Origin of the sequence: Halomonas caseinilytica, assembly GCF_001662305.1 — a bacterium.
In the GTDB taxonomy this organism is placed as follows: domain Bacteria; phylum Pseudomonadota; class Gammaproteobacteria; order Pseudomonadales; family Halomonadaceae; genus Halomonas; species Halomonas caseinilytica.
On the sequence record NZ_BDEP01000005.1, the window covers coordinates 1 to 17,484 of the forward strand.

Annotated in this window: 21 protein-coding genes; 6 read left to right on the top strand and 15 right to left on the bottom strand. The window is 65.6% G+C overall.

From position 1 onward, the window contains the following. Window positions 1-266 precede the first annotated feature (266 nt). Window positions 267-776 (top strand): hypothetical protein, encoded by a 510-nt coding sequence (locus A9O65_RS03120; RefSeq protein ID WP_082920105.1) that lies wholly within the window; start codon window positions 267-269, stop codon window positions 774-776. Between the two features lie 83 nt (window positions 777-859). Here the strand turns inward: A9O65_RS03120 and A9O65_RS03125 are convergent, their stop codons facing one another. After that, window positions 860-1,672: a Tim44 domain-containing protein gene (locus tag A9O65_RS03125; RefSeq protein WP_064701346.1), complete on the bottom strand. Its 813-nt coding sequence runs from the start codon at window positions 1,670-1,672 to the stop codon at window positions 860-862. Window positions 1,673-1,779: 107 nt separating this feature from the next. Here A9O65_RS03125 and A9O65_RS03130 point away from each other — a divergent pair, with 107 nt between their 5' ends. Beyond that, on the top strand, window positions 1,780-2,355 hold the full coding sequence (locus A9O65_RS03130; protein ID WP_064701347.1) for an isochorismatase family protein: 576 nt from the start codon (window positions 1,780-1,782) through the stop codon (window positions 2,353-2,355). Here the strand turns inward: A9O65_RS03130 and yaaA are convergent. Continuing rightward, window positions 2,352-3,134, bottom strand: a complete 783-nt coding sequence (gene yaaA, locus A9O65_RS03135; RefSeq protein WP_064700841.1) for a peroxide stress protein YaaA — start codon at window positions 3,132-3,134, stop codon at window positions 2,352-2,354. The two genes, A9O65_RS03130 and yaaA, sit on opposite strands and share 4 nt — an antisense overlap. A 92-nt stretch (window positions 3,135-3,226) precedes the next feature. Next, entirely contained in the window at window positions 3,227-4,258 is a 1,032-nt protein-coding gene (locus tag A9O65_RS03140) for an NADP(H)-dependent aldo-keto reductase (protein WP_064700842.1), read from the bottom strand. 230 nt (window positions 4,259-4,488) lie between these two features. On the opposite strand from A9O65_RS03140, the gene A9O65_RS03145 reads away from it, so the two are divergent. Both A9O65_RS03145 and A9O65_RS03150 read left to right on the top strand, forming a co-directional pair. Continuing rightward, the gene (locus A9O65_RS03145; protein ID WP_064700843.1) at window positions 4,489-5,004 is read left to right on the top strand and encodes a tetratricopeptide repeat protein; all 516 of its coding nucleotides are present in this window, start codon (window positions 4,489-4,491) and stop codon (window positions 5,002-5,004) included. Between the two features lie 80 nt (window positions 5,005-5,084). Further along, window positions 5,085-5,573, top strand: a complete 489-nt coding sequence (locus A9O65_RS03150; protein ID WP_064701348.1) for a hypothetical protein — start codon at window positions 5,085-5,087, stop codon at window positions 5,571-5,573. Here the strand turns inward: A9O65_RS03150 and A9O65_RS03155 are convergent. The 7 genes from A9O65_RS03155 to A9O65_RS03185 all read right to left on the bottom strand — a co-directional run bounded on the left by A9O65_RS03155 (window position 5,570) and on the right by A9O65_RS03185 (window position 9,840). Continuing rightward, complete coding sequence (locus A9O65_RS03155; RefSeq protein WP_064701349.1) at window positions 5,570-6,544, bottom strand: NAD(P)H-quinone oxidoreductase; 975 nt, start codon at window positions 6,542-6,544, stop codon at window positions 5,570-5,572. The two genes, A9O65_RS03150 and A9O65_RS03155, sit on opposite strands and share 4 nt — an antisense overlap. Before the next feature lie 10 nt (window positions 6,545-6,554). Then, window positions 6,555-7,115, bottom strand: coding sequence for an LOG family protein (locus tag A9O65_RS03160; protein WP_064701350.1), 561 nt, complete (start codon window positions 7,113-7,115; stop codon window positions 6,555-6,557). 41 nt (window positions 7,116-7,156) lie between these two features. After that, window positions 7,157-7,678, bottom strand: a complete 522-nt coding sequence (locus A9O65_RS03165; protein WP_064700847.1) for a DUF501 domain-containing protein — start codon at window positions 7,676-7,678, stop codon at window positions 7,157-7,159. After that, entirely contained in the window at window positions 7,662-7,976 is a 315-nt protein-coding gene (locus tag A9O65_RS03170; RefSeq protein WP_064700848.1) for a hypothetical protein, read from the bottom strand. Before A9O65_RS03170 ends, A9O65_RS03165 begins: the two co-directional genes overlap by 17 nt. A 90-nt stretch (window positions 7,977-8,066) precedes the next feature. Next, window positions 8,067-8,540, bottom strand: coding sequence for a Cys-tRNA(Pro) deacylase (ybaK, locus tag A9O65_RS03175; protein WP_064701351.1), 474 nt, complete (start codon window positions 8,538-8,540; stop codon window positions 8,067-8,069). Beyond that, a complete protein-coding gene (locus A9O65_RS03180; RefSeq protein ID WP_064700850.1) occupies window positions 8,537-8,947 on the bottom strand; it encodes an acyl-CoA thioesterase in 411 nt (136 codons plus the stop codon). Before A9O65_RS03180 ends, ybaK begins: the two co-directional genes overlap by 4 nt. Before the next feature lie 80 nt (window positions 8,948-9,027). Next, the gene (locus A9O65_RS03185; protein WP_064700851.1) at window positions 9,028-9,840 is read right to left on the bottom strand and encodes a hypothetical protein; all 813 of its coding nucleotides are present in this window, start codon (window positions 9,838-9,840) and stop codon (window positions 9,028-9,030) included. Window positions 9,841-9,904: 64 nt separating this feature from the next. On the opposite strand from A9O65_RS03185, the gene A9O65_RS03190 reads away from it, so the two are divergent. Then, complete coding sequence (locus tag A9O65_RS03190; RefSeq protein WP_064701352.1) at window positions 9,905-10,246, top strand: hypothetical protein; 342 nt, start codon at window positions 9,905-9,907, stop codon at window positions 10,244-10,246. Between the two features lie 6 nt (window positions 10,247-10,252). On the opposite strand, the gene A9O65_RS03195 is transcribed toward A9O65_RS03190, so the two are convergent. Beyond that, window positions 10,253-10,687, bottom strand: coding sequence for a hypothetical protein (locus A9O65_RS03195; RefSeq protein ID WP_064700853.1), 435 nt, complete (start codon window positions 10,685-10,687; stop codon window positions 10,253-10,255). 61 nt (window positions 10,688-10,748) lie between these two features. Between A9O65_RS03195 and A9O65_RS03200 the strand changes: the two genes are divergently transcribed. Next, complete coding sequence (locus A9O65_RS03200) at window positions 10,749-11,930, top strand: MalY/PatB family protein (RefSeq protein ID WP_064701429.1); 1,182 nt, start codon at window positions 10,749-10,751, stop codon at window positions 11,928-11,930. A gap of 49 nt (window positions 11,931-11,979) precedes the next feature. On the opposite strand, the gene A9O65_RS03205 is transcribed toward A9O65_RS03200, so the two are convergent. From A9O65_RS03205 to A9O65_RS03220, 4 genes are all read right to left on the bottom strand, one after another. Continuing rightward, window positions 11,980-14,826 carry a valine--tRNA ligase gene (locus A9O65_RS03205; RefSeq protein WP_064701353.1) on the bottom strand — a complete coding sequence of 949 codons (2,847 nt, stop codon included), beginning with the start codon at window positions 14,824-14,826 and terminating at the stop codon, window positions 11,980-11,982. A gap of 115 nt (window positions 14,827-14,941) precedes the next feature. Further along, complete coding sequence (locus A9O65_RS03210) at window positions 14,942-15,397, bottom strand: DNA polymerase III subunit chi (RefSeq protein WP_064700855.1); 456 nt, start codon at window positions 15,395-15,397, stop codon at window positions 14,942-14,944. A gap of 132 nt (window positions 15,398-15,529) precedes the next feature. After that, window positions 15,530-16,270 carry an SDR family oxidoreductase gene (locus A9O65_RS03215; protein ID WP_064701354.1) on the bottom strand — a complete coding sequence of 247 codons (741 nt, stop codon included), beginning with the start codon at window positions 16,268-16,270 and terminating at the stop codon, window positions 15,530-15,532. Window positions 16,271-16,332: 62 nt separating this feature from the next. Further along, window positions 16,333-17,433: a branched-chain amino acid aminotransferase gene (locus A9O65_RS03220; protein WP_064700857.1), complete on the bottom strand. Its 1,101-nt coding sequence runs from the start codon at window positions 17,431-17,433 to the stop codon at window positions 16,333-16,335. Window positions 17,434-17,484: the final 51 nt, after the last annotated feature.

A 17,484-nucleotide genomic window follows, 5' to 3' on the forward strand; every position in this document is an offset into this window, starting at 1 on the left:
CACGGCGTGGCCGTGGAGGCGTCAGGCACTTATACCGAGACCCCCGGCCTCACTGAGGTCGGGGTTTTTTGTGTCGGGTGGCTGGACGAAGCCCTCGCGTCAAGGCAATCTTGGGTGACGTTACTTGGCGACGCTGCTTCCAGAATGTTGAAGGATCATGGAGCAGGTCGGCCAACACCCTGAATCGGTTGGCAAGTTGTGGCCAAGACGACTAGGGTGAACAGGCAATACCCCGATGGATATACGGTGATCTCAGGAGGAGCACAATGAAACAGCAAATTCTGCGCAAGCTGGCCCTGATGATGCTGCTTGGTACAGCTACGGTTGGACTGGCGGCCTGTGGTGGCGAGGATGAAGGTGCTGCGGAGTCAGCGGGCGAAAGCACCGAGCAGGCGGCGGATGAGACCGCTCAGAGCACGGAAAATGCTGCTGGTGATGCAGAGGCCGCCATGGATGAAGCCGCTGAAGAAACCGAGCAGGCGGCCGGTGAAGCGGCAGACAGTGCCGACGAAGCCATGGATGAAGCCGGCGACACCGCACAGAGTGCGGCCGATGAGGCGGACTCCGCCATGGATTCTGCGGCAGAGAACACCGAAGAAGCCGTCGACGACGCAGGCGAAGCAATGGATTCGGCCGCCGATAGCGCGGATCAGGCCGTTGATGATGCCGCTGACAGTGTCGGCGATGCCGCTGATGAGGCCATGGACAGCACTGGCGAGGCCATGGAAGAAGCCGGCGAAGAGACTCAGGAAGCCGCCGACGAGACACAGCAATAAGCTGTTGTCCTTCCAGGTGCAGGAAGATGAAAGGCCGGGCATTGCCCGGCCTTTCGCGTTGAGAGGCGCTGCTCGATGATGGCTCAGGCGGGATTCTGCTCGATGCCCTGAACGTACCAGGGAGCACCATCACGGCGGTCGCGTATCAGGTGCCAGGTTTCGTTGAACTCGTTGTGCTCTCCGTTCTCATCGAGAATGCCGTGGAACAGTACGCTAGCTTCCGCCTGCTGATCGGTTTCGATCACATGACCGAGCTCCGCGACGAGGCGCACGATCTCGGTGTGGTTATTGGCCGGATGTTGTTCACGCTCCTGGCGCAGCAAGTTGTAGAGCTCGGGGGTGACGTAATCCTGGATCAGGGTGAAGTCGTTGTTGTCCCAGGCTCGCTGCAGTGTCATGAAATGCTCCTTGGCACCGCTCAGGAAGCGTTCCTTGTCGAACCAGTCAGGCTCTCCCGCCAGGTTGGCGGAACTTCCCGCGGAGGAAGACGACTGGAACGCCTGAGGGCCGGGTTCCCGGGCAGCGTGAGGTGTCGTGTCGTGCGCACCTGCCGTAGCAGTACGGCGACGAGCCAGCAGGCGAAAGAGCAGGAAGGCGACGCCGGCGATCAGCAGGAGATCCATCATGCGCAGCTCATCGAAGGCCCCGCCGAAGAACAGCGAAGCCAACAGGCCACCCGCGAGCAGACCAGCGAAGGGGCCAGCAAACCGTGACAGCCCGCTGGAGGGCTTGCGCTGGGGCGCAGCGGTGGCACGCGAGGTGTTGTTCTGGGGACTGATGGTTCGGGAATAGCTGCCGACGCTCTTGCCGCCTCCCAGGCGGCGCGCATCGGCGTGGTCGACGGCGAGGCCGAAACCGAACATGCCGACAATGAGCATGACAAGGAAGTGACGCATCGAGGTATCTCCGTGGTGGCCGTGAGGCCGGTTGTCTTTCGGAGCTGACATTCTAGCGATTAAGCTGGTGGCGAGCACCGCCTATCGCTTTCATTTCGGGGGCTGCCATGCGCATGCAGCGGGATACGAGTCTGTTGTTGATCGTCGACCTGCAGGTCGGCCTGACGCCGGTGCTCGAGGCCGGCGAGCAGGCGGTCGAGGAAGCCTCGTGGATGGGCGGTGTCGCGGAGGCGCTGGGTGTACCGGTGTGGCTGACCGAGCAGTATCCCGAGGGACTGGGGGAGAGCGTGCCTTCCCTGATCTCGTCGCTGGCACGCCCTCGGACGTGGCGCAAGACGCACTTCGATGCTCATGCCGAGTCCGGGTTCGCCCGTGCCCTGGCCGACACCGGACGCCGGCAGATTGTTCTGTGTGGCGCAGAGGCGCACATCTGCGTCTTGCAGACCGGCCTGTCTCTGCTTGCTGCAGGCTACCATGTTGCCTGGCTGACAGAGGCCATGAGCAGCCGGCGCCTGGAGGAGGCGACATTAGCCCGGCGTCGCATAGAACGTGCCGGTGCCCAGGCAGTCAGCGCCGACATGGTGGCCTATGAGTGGCTGGAGCGATGCGACGATGCCCGTTTCAAGGACATCCATCGGCGTTTCCTCAAGGAACGCGCGTCGCGTCCCTTGCGTTTCGCCTAGGTGCGGTCCTGCTCGTCCCGGCAGAAGACCAGCGTATCGCCTTCCGACATGGCGGCGTTGAAGCGATAGCCGGCGACATCGAAGGCCTTGAGTTCCTCAGGGTCATCCAGGCGCTGCCGGATCATCCAGGCGGCCATCAATCCTCGGGCTTTCTTGGCGTAGAAGCTGATCATCTTGTACTGGCCATTCTTCTCGTCCTTGAAGACGGGGGTGATGACCCGGGCGTTCAAACGCTTGGCATCGATGGACTTGAAGTATTCGTTGGAGGCGAGGTTGACCAGTACCGCACTGCCGCTGTCGGCCACGGCACGGTCGAGGGCCGTGGTCAGTTCGTCGCGCCAGAAGGCATATAGATCCTTGCCGGCCGGGTTTGCCAGCTTGGTACCCATCTCCAGGCGATAGGGCTGGATCAGATCCAGAGGCCGCAGAAGGCCATACAGACCGGACAGGATGCGCAGGTGTTCCTGGGCGAAGGCGTTGTCGGCGTCGTCGAAGCGTTCGGCCTCGAGCCCGACGTAGACGTCGCCCTGAAAGGCCTGGGCGGCGGGCTTGGCGTTATCGGCGGTGAAGGGCGTGTGCCATTCCGCGAAACGTGCGGCATTGAGTCCGGCAATCTTGTCGCTGACGCCCATCAATTCGCTGATCTGCTGAGGTGACAGGTCACGCAGGATATCGATCAGTGTCTGGCTGCGGTCGAGGTAGTCCGGCTGGGTGTGCCGGGAGGTGGTGGCCGGCGTCTCGAAGTCCAGTTTCTTGGCCGGGGAAATCACGCTCAGCATGGGGCGCTCCTGTACCTGGTGAAGTCGATGTCGATTATATCAAGGCCATGGCGAAGGCGGGGCTATCGGTCCGATAGCCCCGGGCATACCGATCAGGGACAGGGGTTGGGCAGGCGCCGATGCACCTCCTCGATGGCCTCCAGCACCTCGTCGTCCAGGCGCAGCGCCTCGCTGGCCAGATTGCTTTCCAGCTGCTCCATGGTGGTGGCGCCGATGATGTTGCTGGTCAGGAAGGGGCGTGAGTTCACGAAGGCCAGGGCCATCTGAGCCGGGTCGAGACCATGGGCACGGGCGATGTCGACATAGGCACGGGTGGCCTGCTCGGCCTGCGGCGACGTATAGCGCTGGAAGCGCTCATAGAGCGTCAGGCGGGCACCCTCGGGTCGCGCGCCATCCAGGTACTTGCCGGACAACACGCCAAAGCCCAGGGGAGAGTAAGCCAGCAGGCCGACGCTCTCGCGGTGGGCGATCTCGGCCAGGCCGACCTCGAAGGTGCGGTTTAGCAAGCTGTAAGGGTTCTGCACCGAAGCGACACGAGGCAGTTCCAGGCGATCGGCCAGTTGCAGGGCCCGCATGACGCCCCAGGGAGTCTCGTTGGACAATCCCACGGCGCGCACCTTGCCAGCCTGCACCAGTTCCTGGAGCGCCGAGAGGCTCTCTTCCAGGGCGATGGCATCTTCCTCTTCATCGGGCTCGTAGCCGAGACGACCGAAGAAGTTGCTGCGCCGGTCGGGCCAGTGTAGCTGGTAGAGGTCGACGTAGTCGGTGCGCAGTCGCTGCAGGCTGTCGTCGATGGCCTGGTGAATCTGCTCACGGGTCAGGCGCGAACCGCCTCGCAGGTGGGCAATCCCGGGACCCGCTGCCTTGGTGGCGAGAATGATGTCGTCTCGGGAACCGCGAGATGCGAGCCAGCTGCCGATGTAGCTCTCGGTGCGACCCTGTGTCGCGGCGTCGGGAGGCACGGGATACATCTCGGCGGTATCGATGAAGTTGATGCCGAAGGAGACCGCTCGGTCTAGCTGTTCGTGGGCCTCGGCTTCGCTGTTCTGCTCGCCGAAGGTCATGGTGCCGAGGCATAGCCGGCTGACCTCGATGCCGGTGTTGCCCAGGGGGCGCGTCTGCATCCTTCCCTCCTCACAAAGCGCTTGAAAATCGGTTCGACAGGCATGGTAGCCGGGGGAGGCGAGAGCGTAAACGCCGGGGGGTTGAGTCGCTGCGGAGCCAAGCGTATGCTTGCCTTCCCGTTGGCCCGGCGGAGTCCGAGCGGCCAGCGAGATCTTGGGAACGACGCCGGACACAGGGTGGTGCTCGACGTCACTTTCGAATCGAACCTCAGCAAGCAGGATTGTTTGCCATGCCGCAGGCATCGTCACTGTTTACTCGGCTCGAGTACCGTCTGGCACAACAGCTCGTGCATACTCGCTGGTTGCCTCGCTCGCCGCGGACCCAGAAGCTGACCATGCATCTCTTCCAGCGATGTGCCGATGCCGGGCATACCGCTGCTCTTGCGCAGTATGGCCACATGCTGTTCCACCGTGGCGTGTCCCCTCAGGACAAGGCCCGTGGCGCTCGCTATGTGATCGAGGCCGCGCATGGTGGTGACACCTGTGCCCAGTTTCGCGCCGGACAGATCCATGAGCATGGTTGCGCCCAGTACCCGCGTCGCGAGGACCATGCCGTGACCTGGTATGCGCGTGCTGGCGAGGATGGGCATCCCCAGGCCGCCGCGCGCCTGGCTCGTGCCTATCGCACCGGCGAGCTGGGCCTGCCGGTCGATGCCGAACGCATGGCCTACTGGCAGCGTCTGGCCGACCAGTTCTCCGGGTCGCTCGAGTCACTGGACATGCCGGATGTCGGAGCGCGACACTAGGGCCATGCGTCTCATAGACGAGACTGTCACCACTGGCCGACACGCCAGCGCGGCGGCCATCATCAAGGACTCTCCACTCCGTGACGCTACCGACACTGCTGGATATCGAAGCGTCCGGTTTCGGGCGCGGCAGTTACCCCATCGAGATCGGTCTGGCCCGGACCGACGGTAGCGTCTGTGCCTTTCTCATTCAGCCCCTGGAAGAATGGACCCATTGGGATCCCAAGGCGGAACTGCTGCACGGGATCTCGCGTGACCGACTGCAGCGTGAAGGCTATCCGGTACGCCAGGTGGCTCGCTGGCTCAACGACGAACTCGGCGAGATCGGGATCGCCTACAGCGATAGCTGGGGCTACGACAACACCTGGTTGTCGCTCCTGTTCCATCACGCCGGCATGTTGCCGGCCTTCCGCCTCGAAGCGCTGCGTCGTCTGCTCAGCGAAGCCCAGCTCGAGCGCTGGAGCGCCACCAAGGAAATGATCATTCACGAGCAGGGCATCCTTCGGCACCGTGCCGGGGAGGATGCCCTGTTGCTGCAGCAGACCTATCAGCGCACGCTCTCGCTCTAGGCGTTGTCGCCACCCACCTCCAGCAGGACCTTGCCGGTATTGGCGTCGGCCTGCACATGGTCGTGGGCCGCTTCGGCCTCGTCGATGGGCCAGGTGCGGTCAATGAGCGGATGCACGTCGCCTGCAGCCAGGCGCGGCCAGACATGCTCGGCCAGGGCGGCAAGGACCCTGCCTTTTGCCTCCGGTGGGCGGGCGCGCAGTGTCGAGCCGATCAGGCGCTGACGCTTCATCAGCATGCGCCCCATGTCCAACTCCGCCTGGCGGCCCCCCATCATGCCGATGACCACCAGTCGGCCGTCCTCATTGAGCACCTGCTGGTTGTCGGCCAGATAGCTCGCACCGACCGGGTCGAGGATCATGTCGGCGCCACCCCAGCGTTTCACGGCATCCACGAAGCTGCCTTCATGGCGGTTCCATCCGTCCTCGGCCCCCAGTTCACGGCAAGCGGCCAGCTTGGCCTCGCTGCCCACCGTGACGAAGCAGGGATAGCCGAAAGCACGACACAACTGGATGGCGGCGGTTCCCACACCGCTGGCGCCGGCATGGAGCAGAACCTGGTCGCCGGCGGTCAGTGCCCCCTCCATGAACAGGTTGAGCCAGGCGGTGGCGAAGACCTCGGGCAGGGCCGCCGCTTCGTGCAGGGAGAAGCCCTCTGGCAACGGCAGGACCTGATGCGCATCGACCACGACCTCCTCGGCATAGCCGCCGCCGGCCAGCAAGGCACAGACGGATTGGCCAACGCTCAGGCCGGTGACGCCATCGCCGAGCTCGGTGACCGTGCCACTGACTTCCAGGCCGAGCACGGGCGAGGCACCAGGCGGTGGTGGATAGTGGCCGGTGCGTTGCATCAGATCGGCGCGGTTGACGCCGGCCCAGGCGACCCGCAGGCGGATTTCGTGGCTCTCGGGAGCGGGAAGATCGGGGGCTTCGTCCCAGACGAGGCGTGCATCATCGTGTCGTATGGCTCGCATATGACCTCCTTCAATCGGCGTGGGAAGGTGTCAGGCGCTGTTCCAGGGCATCGAGCAGGCCGGCGGGTGTGGTAGCGTCGATCAGGTTGGCGCGGGTGGCGGGATCGAGAAAGCCGCGCTCCACGGTCCCGTCGAGAAACGTCAGCAGGGGCGTGTAAAAGCCTTGGGTGTCGAGCAGGCCGATGGGCTTGTCGTGCAGCCCCAGATATTGCCAGGTCCAGGCCTCGAAGAGTTCCTCGAGCGTCCCGATGCCGCCGGGCAGGGCGATGAAGGCATCGCTGTGAGCCGCCATGCTGGCCTTTCGCTCATGCATGTTGCGCACCCGCAGCAGCCGTGTCAGGCCTCGGTGGGCCTGCTCGCGCTCGACCAGATGGTCGGGCATCACACCGGTGACCTCGCCGCCGGCAGCCATCACTCGGTCGGCCAGCGCCCCCATCATACCGACCCGGGCGCCCCCGTAGACCAGCGAGTGGCCTCGGGCGGCCAGCTCGTCGCCCAGCTGTCGGGCGGCGTCGAGGAAGGCCGGGTCATTGCCGGTCCGCGAGCCGAGATAAACGCAGAAAGTCGACATCCATTTCTCCTTGATCGAACCTGCCCCGGCCTGCGGGGCGCTCAGGGCAGGCAGTCGGCCACGGCGTATTCGTCGTCCAGCCAGCGACCGATGACATTGTCGCCGCACAGGTGGTGGGCATACTGGGTATGCAGGCAGCGCACCTGATCCCAGTTGGCGATGCCGCCGATGCCGCGCTCGCGCAGGACGGTGTCATAGCCGAGTCGCTGGACCTCGTCGCGCTGTGCCGCACTCATGCTGCGCCAGCGGGTCTCGACGTAATCGGCGTGGCTGCGGTGGTAAGCATGCAGGAAGGCCGGCTCCTCGCGCAGGCGAGCCTCCAGGTGTTTGATGACGCCGGCCGCCTCGAGGCGCGACAGCTCGGTCTTGAGACGCTCCGAGCATAGCCAGTAGAGGGTCGGGAAGGGCGCGCCATCGACGATGGGCGCCATGCGCAGGACCAGCGGAGTGCCTTCGCCATCGGTGGCGGCCAGTGCCTCGATGCCTCGGGGAGGGCGACCGAGCTGCTCGGCGATGATGGCCAGTTGCCGGTCGTCAGGCATCGTGTCAGGGCGGATCACCATCGTCGTTATCTCGTATGAACTTGTTCGAGCGGCCCACGGCGCGAAAGAAGGTCCGGTTGAGCTGCTCCGGTGTGGGCACGTAGCGCCAGTACCGGTCACAGTAATCGACGGCCCTTGCCATCAGCACGTCGTAGAGGCGGTTGAACGGCGCATCATAATCGTAAGGGTCTTCCCCGAACAAGCGAATGTGCGGGTAGTCGGCGAAGCGCTCCATGAAGTAGCGCTCCAGGTCGGCCTCCACGGCGTGGTGGCGGGCGACGTTTTCCGGGTCGAGCCAAAGGTCGTAGCGGATGGCCATCGGCGGCTCCCTTGGGTGTATCGGCTCGGTCGCACCGAGGGCTGGTACGGTTGAGACAACAGGATGGCCGATTCGGCTTGTTGTCTCTGTTCACTGGCGCCGTGCCAGGGAGGCGAAGCGCCCGCTCAGCAGCGTGACGAGGTCGGTCGGCGCGAGGCAGATTTCCAGGCCACGGCGCCCGCCGCTGACATGCATGGCGGGCAGCGCCTCGGCGCTGCTGTCGATGAAGGCGGGCAGCCGCTTTTTCTGTCCCAGCGGACTGATGCCGCCTACCACGTAGCCGGTGGCGCGCTCGGCCTCGTCGGCGTCGGCCATCTTCGCCTTGCGGGTTCCGGCGACCCTGGCCAGGGCCTTGAGGTCGAGCTGTGCGGGTACCGGGACAATGGCCACGGCCAGCCGGCCGTCGTCGAGACGGGCCAGCAATGTCTTGAAGACTTCCTCGGGCGGCAGCCCCAAGGCATGCGCGGCCTCCTCGCCGTAGGCAGGGCTGCGCGGGTCATGCTCGTAGGTGGCCAGCGAGAAGTCCACACCAGCCTGCTTGAGCGCCTTTACCGCCGGAGTCATGCGCCTTCGGCCTCCGTGTGCTGCAGGTGTTCCGCCAGGGCCTCGCGGAGCGGGCCTTCGAGGGGCACGGCTCGCTTGGTCTCGTGATCGAAGTGGACCAGTACGGTGTGACCTACATTGGCCAGTGTACCCGATTGATGTGCCTCCTGGGTCACGGTGAAGGAGCTGTTACCGAGACGCGAGAGGTAGGTACGGATCTCGACATCGGCGCCATAGTGCAGCTCGGCGCGATAGTCGATCTCCATGCGGGCCATGATCAGCCGCCAACGGCGCGGGTCGAGGTCCGGGGTGAACAGCCTGAAGAGGTCGTTGCGGGCCAGTTCGAACCAGGCGGGCAGCCGGGTATTGTTGACGTGGCCCAGGGCGTCGGTGTCGTAGAAGGCCGGCTCGATGGTACGTACGAACATGGAGGCTCCTCGTCGGGTGGCTCAGGGCGGTGCTTGGGGCACGACCGAAGCCTATAGCATTGTGTCGAGCAAGCGCTCGGTCAAGTCGCGGCATCTTGTCGACGGCGCCACCGAGCCTGGCACCGGGTCCAGGTCAGCAACCAGAGCGTGGCCGCAGCGAAACCGGTCAGGGTGCCCCAGGCGAGCCCCAGCGGGACATAGGTCAGCGAGACGCAGAGGGCGTAGCACAGCAACGACCCGAGGCCAGCGGGATAGTGCTTGATGACCGTGGCGACTGGTGCGGCGCCATGGGTCAGGTGCAGAATCACCAGGAAGGGATACATGGTGACCGGGAAGGCGGCCATCACGCCGGCCCAGGCCGAGGGCACCACATGGGCCAGGCCGGTGATCAGGAAGATGATGCCGGCGGCGAGGCCGGCGCGCAGCGCGAGCGCCGGCCAGGAGAAGCCGCCGCGTGGCGTCGCGGCCGTCTCCGGGACATGGCGATAAAGGCGCATGAAGACGAGGATGGCCGCCAGGGTGATCAGGGTGCCGCCGAGACGGCTGAGATCGAACCGGGTCAGCAGCAGGCCGGCGATGGCCCAGGCGACGAGGCCGCCGGCGGTGCCGGCGAGGACGCCCGAAAGACCGTTGCGCCGGCCGCAGAGCAGATAACCGCCTCCCAGGGCGAGGGTCGCCGAGAAGCCGGCCAGGGTGTGCACGGCGCTTTCGGCGGCGAAGTTCGGGGAGATCTCCAGACCGATGAAGAACAGCGCAATGGCCGTCCCCAGAGGATAGCCCGAGAGCAGGCCGGCGGCTCGGGTGCTGAGGCGTTCAGCGACGACGGAAAGCCCCAGCACGACACCGATCGAGACCAGCAGCTTGGCCACTTGCCACCCGAGTGGAACATCCATGACGTTATCCTTTTCCCTGTTGCATCAATTGTGTGGCAGTGCCGCTACCAGCAAGGAGGCCTGCATGACGGGACACGCTCTGTCGTCCCCGCCGCGCCCCGAGGGTTGCCAACTGTGCGGACGCGCCGCGCCCTTGACGCGTCATCACCTGATTCCCCGGGCCTTGCATGGCAAGGCACGTTATCGGCGCCGCTTCGATCGAGCCGAACGGCTGGCGTCGATCCTCTGGCTCTGTCATGCCTGCCATCGCCATATTCATGCGCTGCTGGGCGAGCGGGAACTCGCCGAGCACTATCGCAGCCGGGAGGCGTTGCTGGCGCATCCGGAGATCAGGGCCTTCGTCGAGTGGCTGGCCACCAAACCGGCAGGGTTTCAGCCCAAGCGGCCGACGCGCCGCCGTCGCTGAGCTGTGTCATACGAGGCGCAGCCCTTGTTGATCCACCCAGGCGGCCTTGAGGGCAGCGTCCAGGGGCGCGCGCAAGTGTTCCGGCAGACCGGCCACGGCCGCATCGTAATCGTCGACCTGGCGGTTGCGCAGCCAGCAGTAGGCCCAGGCGCACGCCTCGTCGTCATCGGCCGGTTGCGGGCGTGCCGGCATCTGGACCAGCAGGAAGACGGCGGTGCGCCCCGCCCAGAGCGGGATCTCCTCGTGTCGCTCGGCATCGCTCCAGGCTTCGAGGGTGGCGCCGCTGGGCGTGGCCTCGGGCTCGCCCAGCTTGGCGACCCGGGCGGTCTCGGCGAGAATCAGGGCCAGGCGATCGGTATCGCCCTGGCCGAGCGCCAGCCACTGGGCGATGACCGCCGGCAGGCCGCGACGAACCTTGGCATAGAAGCTGCTTTGGGGCATGGTTTCCTTCATTCTCAAGGGCGTGATTCCACGCCCGGTTCGGAGCAAGGATGGCCTCTATATGACCTCGACATTCGATTTTGCCACGCCCGTCGAGCGGCGACATCCCGCGGATGGTGACTGGCCGTCGCAGAAGTGGCATCGCTTCGGCGATGATGTGCTGCCGCTCTGGGTGGCCGACATGGACTTTCGCTCGCCGCCGGCAGTGACAGAGGCGCTGCGGGCGCGGGTCGACCATGGCGTCTATGGCTATGGCCTGGTGCCGGACAGCCTGCGCGAGGCGCTGTGCGAATGGAGCGCCGAGCACTATGGCTGGCCCATCGAGCCCAACTGGCAACTATGGCTGCCGGGTGTGGTGCCGGCCCTGCACATGGCCAGCCTGGCGCTTACCGAGCCCGGTGACGGCGTGCTTACGGTGACGCCGATCTACCCACCTTTCCTGCAGGTGGCGCGGCGTACTGGCCGCGAGCCCCAGCAGGCCGCCATGCGCCCGCCCGAGACGCCTGACGGTGACTGGCGGCTCGATCTCGAGGCCCTGGAATCGGCCATCACGCCACGCACCCGGCTGCTGCTGTGGTGCCATCCCCACAACCCGACCGGGCGCACATGGAGCATCGCCGAGCTGGAGGGGCTGGCTGCCTTGGTCGAGCGTCACGACCTGCGGGTCGTCTCCGACGAGCTGCATTGCGACCTGCTGCTCGACGATGGCGCCCGGCACCGCCCGCTGGCGGCGATGTTTCCGTCGCTTGCCGAGCGTACCCTGACTCTCTGGGCACCCTCCAAGACCTTCAACCTGGCGGGGTTGACCACGGCCTGTGCGGTGATTCCCGATGCCGGCCTGCGCCGGCGCTACGCGGATCTGGCCAAGGGGCTCCAGCCCGATGGCAATGTGCTGGGGCTGGTGGCCGCCGAGGCCGCTTATCGTCACGGCGAGCCCTGGCGCCAGGCTCTGCTCGAGACGCTGCGTTGCCATCGCCGTCGTCTGGTGGAGCGTGTCGCGACCTGGCCGGGCGTCAGGATAGCAGCACCGCAGTCGACCTACCTGGCCTGGCTGGACCTGAGGAATGCCCCGGCGCTGCGCGATGCCGACTCGCCCCAGCAGGTTCTGCTGGAACGCGCCGGCGTGGCGCTCTCGGATGGTGCCGACTTCGGCTGGCCGGGCTTTGTCCGGCTCAACTTCGGCACGACCGCCGAGCAGCTCGAGGCGGCACTGGCGCGCCTGGATGTGCTGCTGAAAGGCTGAAAGGCGAAAGAACCGGCGCGAGAGGAGACTCCCGCGCCGTCATCACCACTCAGAGCGCGGCGATCTTGTCGCGTTGCTCCACCAGCAGGCGGCGGTTGGCACTGAGGTCTTCGAGCTTGTCGCGTTCCTTCTGCACCACCGCCTCGGGAGCCTTGGCGACGAAGCTCTCGTTGCCGAGCTTCTTCTCGATGCCGCCGATCAGCTTGTCCTGCTTGTCGATCTCCTTTTCCAGGCGAGCGAGTTCGGCGTCCTTGTCGATCAGGCCGGCCATGGGCACCATCACTTCCATGTCGCCCACCAGCTGCGTGGCGGCCAGGGGCGCCTCGGCAGGATCGTCGAGCCAGTCGAGACGCTTGAGCTTGGCCAGCTTGGCGAGAAACGGCCGGTTGGCTTCCAGCCGCTCACGGTCGGTGGCATCGCCCTTGGTCAACAAGGCCTCGAGCGGCTTGCCGGGCGCGATGTTCAGCTCGGCACGGATGTTGCGGATCGCCACGATCACCCCCTTGAGCCACTCGATGTTGCGGGTGGCGGCCTCGTCGACGCGGGCTTCGTCGGCTTCCGGCCAGGCATGGACCATCAGGGAGTCGCCTTCGCCGCGATGGGTACCGGCCAGGGGAGCGACCCGTTGCCAGATTTCCTCGGTGATGTAGGGCATCATCGGATGCGCCAGCCTCAGGATGGCCTCCAGCACGCGCACCAGGGTTCGGCGGGTGCCGCGCTGCGCTTGTGGCGTGGCGTCGTCGTCCCAGAGCACCGGCTTTGAGAGCTCCAGGTACCAGTCGCAATACTCGTTCCAGATGAACTCGTACAGTGCCTGGGAGGCGTGGTCGAAGCGATATTCCTCCATGGCGCGGGTCACCTGGGCCTCGGTCTGCTGCAGGCGCGAGACGATCCAGCGATCGGCCAGCGACAGTTCGACCTCGCTGCCATCGCTGCCGCAATCCTGGCCCTCGGCATTCATCAGCACATAGCGCGAGGCATTCCACAGCTTGTTGCAGAAGTTGCGGTAACCGTCCAGGCGGCCCATGTCGAACTTGATGTCACGACCGGTGGTGGCCTGGGAGAGGAAGGTGAAGCGCAGGGCGTCGGTGCCGTGGGGCTCGATACCTTCCGGGAATTCCTGGCGCGTGGCCTTGGCGATGGCCTTGGCCTTCTGCGGCTGCATCATGTTGCCGGTACGTTTCTCGACCAGGCTCTCCAGGTCGATGCCGTCGATCAGGTCGATGGGATCGAGCACGTTGCCCTTGGACTTGGACATCTTGTTGCCCTGACTATCGCGCACCAGGCCATGGACATAGACCTGCTTGAAGGGCACCTCGCCGGTGAACGCCAGGGTCAGCATGATCATCCGGGCGACCCAGAAGAAGATGATGTCGAAACCGGTGACCAGCACGCTGGTGGGGTGGAAGGTCGCCAGCGCCTCGGTCTTCTCGGGCCAGCCGAGGGTGCCGAAGGTCCACAGTCCGGAGCTGAACCAGGTATCCAGCACGTCCTCGTCCTGGGTCAGGCTGACGTCGTCGGACAGGCCGTGCTTGTCGCGGGCCTCGGCCTCGTTGCGCGCCACATAGACGTTGCCGTCGGCGTCGTACCAGGCCGGGATGCGATGGCCCCACCACAACTGGCGCGAGATGCACCAGTCCTGGAGGTCGCGCATCCAGGCGAAATACATGTTCTCGTAATTTTTCGGCACGAACTCGATATCGCCGTTCTCGACCGCGGCGATGGCCGGCTTGGCGAGGTTTTCCACGGCCACGAACCACTGATCGGTGAGATAGGGCTCGATGACATCGCCGGAGCGGTCGCCGAAGGGCAGGGTGTTGTTGACCGTCTCGGTACGCTCGAGCAGGCCGGCTGCCTCCATGTCGGCGACGATGCGCTCCCGGGCCTCGAAGCGCGAGAGGCCCGCATAGGCGGCGGGCAGGCTGGTGTCGATGTCGCTCAGCGGACGGCCCTGAAGGTCGAAGGCCTCGGCACGCTCGAGGATGGTCGCGTCCCGTGAGAAGACGTTGATCAGCGGCAGCTCGCAGCGCTTGCCGACTTCATAGTCGTTGAAGTCGTGGGCAGGAGTGATCTTCACGCAGCCCGAGCCTTTCTCCATGTCGGCGTGCTCGTCGGCGACGATGGGGATGCGCCGTCCGACCAGGGGCAGGTCGACGAACTTGCCGACCAGCGAGGCGTAGCGAGGGTCTTCGGGGTTGACCGCCACGGCGCTGTCGCCGAGCAGGGTCTCGGGCCGCGTGGTGGCGACGACCAGGTAGTCGAGCCCTGCTTCGGTGGTGACGCCGTCGGCCAGCGGATAGCGGAAGTGCCAGAACTGGCCCTGCTGATCGCGGTTCTCCACCTCGAGATCGGAGATGGCGGTGTGCAGGGTCGGGTCCCAGTTGACCAGTCGCTTGCCGCGATAGATCAGGCCCTTGTCGAACAGCTGCACAAAGACTTCCTGGACCGCCTTGTAGAAGCCGTCGTCCATGGTGAAGCGCTCGCGGGACCAGTCGACGCTGGCGCCCATGCGACGCAGCTGGCGAGTGATGTGCCCGCCGGACTCGTGCTTCCATTCCCAGATCTTGTCGGTGAAGGCCTCGCGTCCCAGGTCATGGCGGCTCTTGCCTTCCTCGGCGGCGACCTTGCGTTCCACCAGCATCTGGGTGGCGATGCCGGCGTGGTCAGTGCCCACCTGCCAGAGGGTGTTGCGGCCCTGCATGCGTCGCCAGCGCGTCAGGGTGTCCATGATGGTGTCCTGGAAGGCGTGGCCCATGTGCAGACTGCCGGTGACATTGGGCGGTGGGATCATGATGGAGTAGGGCTCACCCTCGCCGGAGGGGGCGAAGTGGCCATCCTCTTCCCAACGCTGGTACCAGCGGTTCTCGATCTGCTCGGGTTGGTAGGTCTTGTCCATGGGCGGTTCCGGATCCAGAAAGGGTCGCCACCGGCCTTGCAGCCGGATGGCGGGGTATCGTCGAAAAATGGGGTCGATTATAGCCTGATGAGCCCTCGGGCGTCAGCCGAGGCGGCTAGTGGCGATTTGTCTGGCTGCCTAGCTGGTGGGCCTTTACCGGGTAACCACGCTTCTTGTAGGTCTGCCAGCAGTCGCGCTTGGCGGTCAGCACCTCCTGGTGCTGATTGATGATCTCGGCGACCCGCTCGAAGCGAGAGAACCATTCCGGGATACCGGGATGCAGGTTGAGCATCGCCTGGATGGCCGGTTCGTCGAGAGCGGGCGGTTCTCCCCAGCCGATGGTGGCCGGCACGCTACCGGCCTGCTCGCTGCCCAGCAGGGCGTGGGGCAGGTAGGCGTCGGGCCGGAAGTCCCACAGGCGGTCGTCGAGGGTTCGGGCCATGGCCTCGTCTTCGGCATGCAGGTGCAGCCGATAACCCTTGTTGACGATGGTCTCGGCCAGCCGGCAGGCAAACTCGAGTCTCGCGTCGAGGGTGGTATCGGGCAGGATGTAGAAGTCGACTTGGGTCATGAATTCCCGCCCCGGCTTCGCCGGGCGTTATCAGAAATAAGGGGGAAGAAGGAAGAGAAGCTCATCTGATTTCTTCGAGGCGCGTAGCGCCGTTCTTCCTTCTTCAAGCCGCGCAGCGGCGTACTTACTTGTTTATACCCCGCCGTCGATGTCGACCAGGGCGCCGGTGGTGAAGCCGGCACCGGCGAGCCACAACACGCCTTCGGCGATTTCCTCGGGCTCTCCGACACGCCCCATGGGGATGACGGCGTCGGCAACGTCCGTTTTCTCCGGATTGCCGCCGCTGGCATGAATGGTGGTGCGAACCACGCCGGGGCGCACGGTGTTGACGCGAATGCCGTCGCCGGCGACTTCCTTGGCCAGGCCTTCGGTCATGGTGTCGATGGCGCCCTTCGAGGCGGCATAGTCGACGTATTCGTCGGCGCCTCCCAGATGCGATGCCGCCGAGCCGACATTGACGATGGCGCCCCCCTGGCCGCCGTGGCGCTTGGCCATGCGCTTGATGGCCTCGCGGGCGCAGATGAACGGGCCGGTCACGTTGATACGCATCATGCGATCGATGCGTGCGAAGTCCATGTCCTCGACACGGCTGACCTGGTCGACCACGCCGGCGTTGTTGACCAGCACGTCCAGGCGGCCAAGCTCCCGATCCACGGTCTCGAACATGGCCAGGATGTCGGCTTCGTCGGCGACATCGGCTCGTACGGTGATGGCACGTCCACCCGCGGCCTCGATGTCGGCGACGACGCCCTTGGCCGAGGCGTCATCACTCCGGTAGTTGACGGCCACGGCGTAGCCACGCTGTGCGGCGAGCCGGGCGGTGGCGGCGCCGATGCCGCGTCCGGCACCGGTAATCAGCATCACTTTCGACATGTCGGCCTCTTGAAGTCGGTGAGTTGGGGCACGGCCCTCGGACCGTGCCCTGGGCATGAGGTTCAGGCCAGGCGCGTCAGCCAGCCACGGTTGTCGTCGCGGCGACCGTACTGCAGGTCGAGCAAGTGGCTGCGCAGGCGCTTGGCGACCTCGTTGTCGCCTCCCGCGCTGAGGCGGATCGGGCCGTCTTCGGTGACCAGCTCGCCCACCGGCGTGATGACCGCGGCGGTGCCGCAGGCGAAGACTTCGGTGATCTCGCCGTTGGCAGCACCCTCGCGCCACTCGTCGATGCTGATCGGGCGCTCCTCGGGGGTCAGTCCTTCATCGCGCGCCAGGGTCAGCACCGAGTCGCGGGTCACGCCCTCGAGGATGGTGTCGGTGAGGCGTGGCGTGACCAGGCGTCCGTCGCGATAGACGAAGAACAGGTTCATGCCGCCGAGTTCCTCGATCCACTTGTTCTCGGCGGCGTCCAGGAAGGCGACCTGGCTGCAGTCGTGCGCCTCGGCCTCCTTCTGGGCCGCCAGGGAGGCAGCGTAGTTGCCGCCGCACTTGGCGAAGCCGGTGCCCCCGGCGGCGGCGCGCTTGTACTGGGAGGAGAGCCAGATCGACACCGGCGCCACGCCGCCCTTGAAGTAGGCGGCCGCGGGCGAGGCGATCACGTAGTAGTCGACTTCCTTGGCGGGGCGTACGCCGAGGAAGGTCTCGCTGGCGATCATGAAGGGCCGCAGGTAGAGGCTGGACTCCTCGGCGGCGCTGGCCGGCGTCGGGACCCAGGCATGGTCCTGGGCCAGCAGGGCGCGCAGAGAGTCGATGAAGTCCTCGTCGGACAGCTCCGGCAGCGCCAAGCGGCGCGCCGAGCGGCGGAAACGCTCGGCGTTCTTCTCCGGGCGAAAGGCCCAGACCGAGCCGTCCTCGTGACGATAGGCCTTGATGCCCTCGAAGATTTCCTGGGCGTAGTGCAGCACGGCGGCCGCGGGATCGAGGGTCAGCGGTCCGTAGGGGCGGACCTCATGACCATGCCAGCCGGCATCGGCAGTCCAGCGTACATGGGCCATGTGGTCGGTGAAATAGCGACCGAAACCGGGGGCGGCGAGAATGTCGTCACGGATATGGGCTGCCTTGGCCTCGGTGGATGGCAGCACGGAAAAGCGTTCTGTGGGCACGGCAATGAATCTCCGCTGTGCCCGAGGTGCGGCTGGCGCCTCGGGGCAATA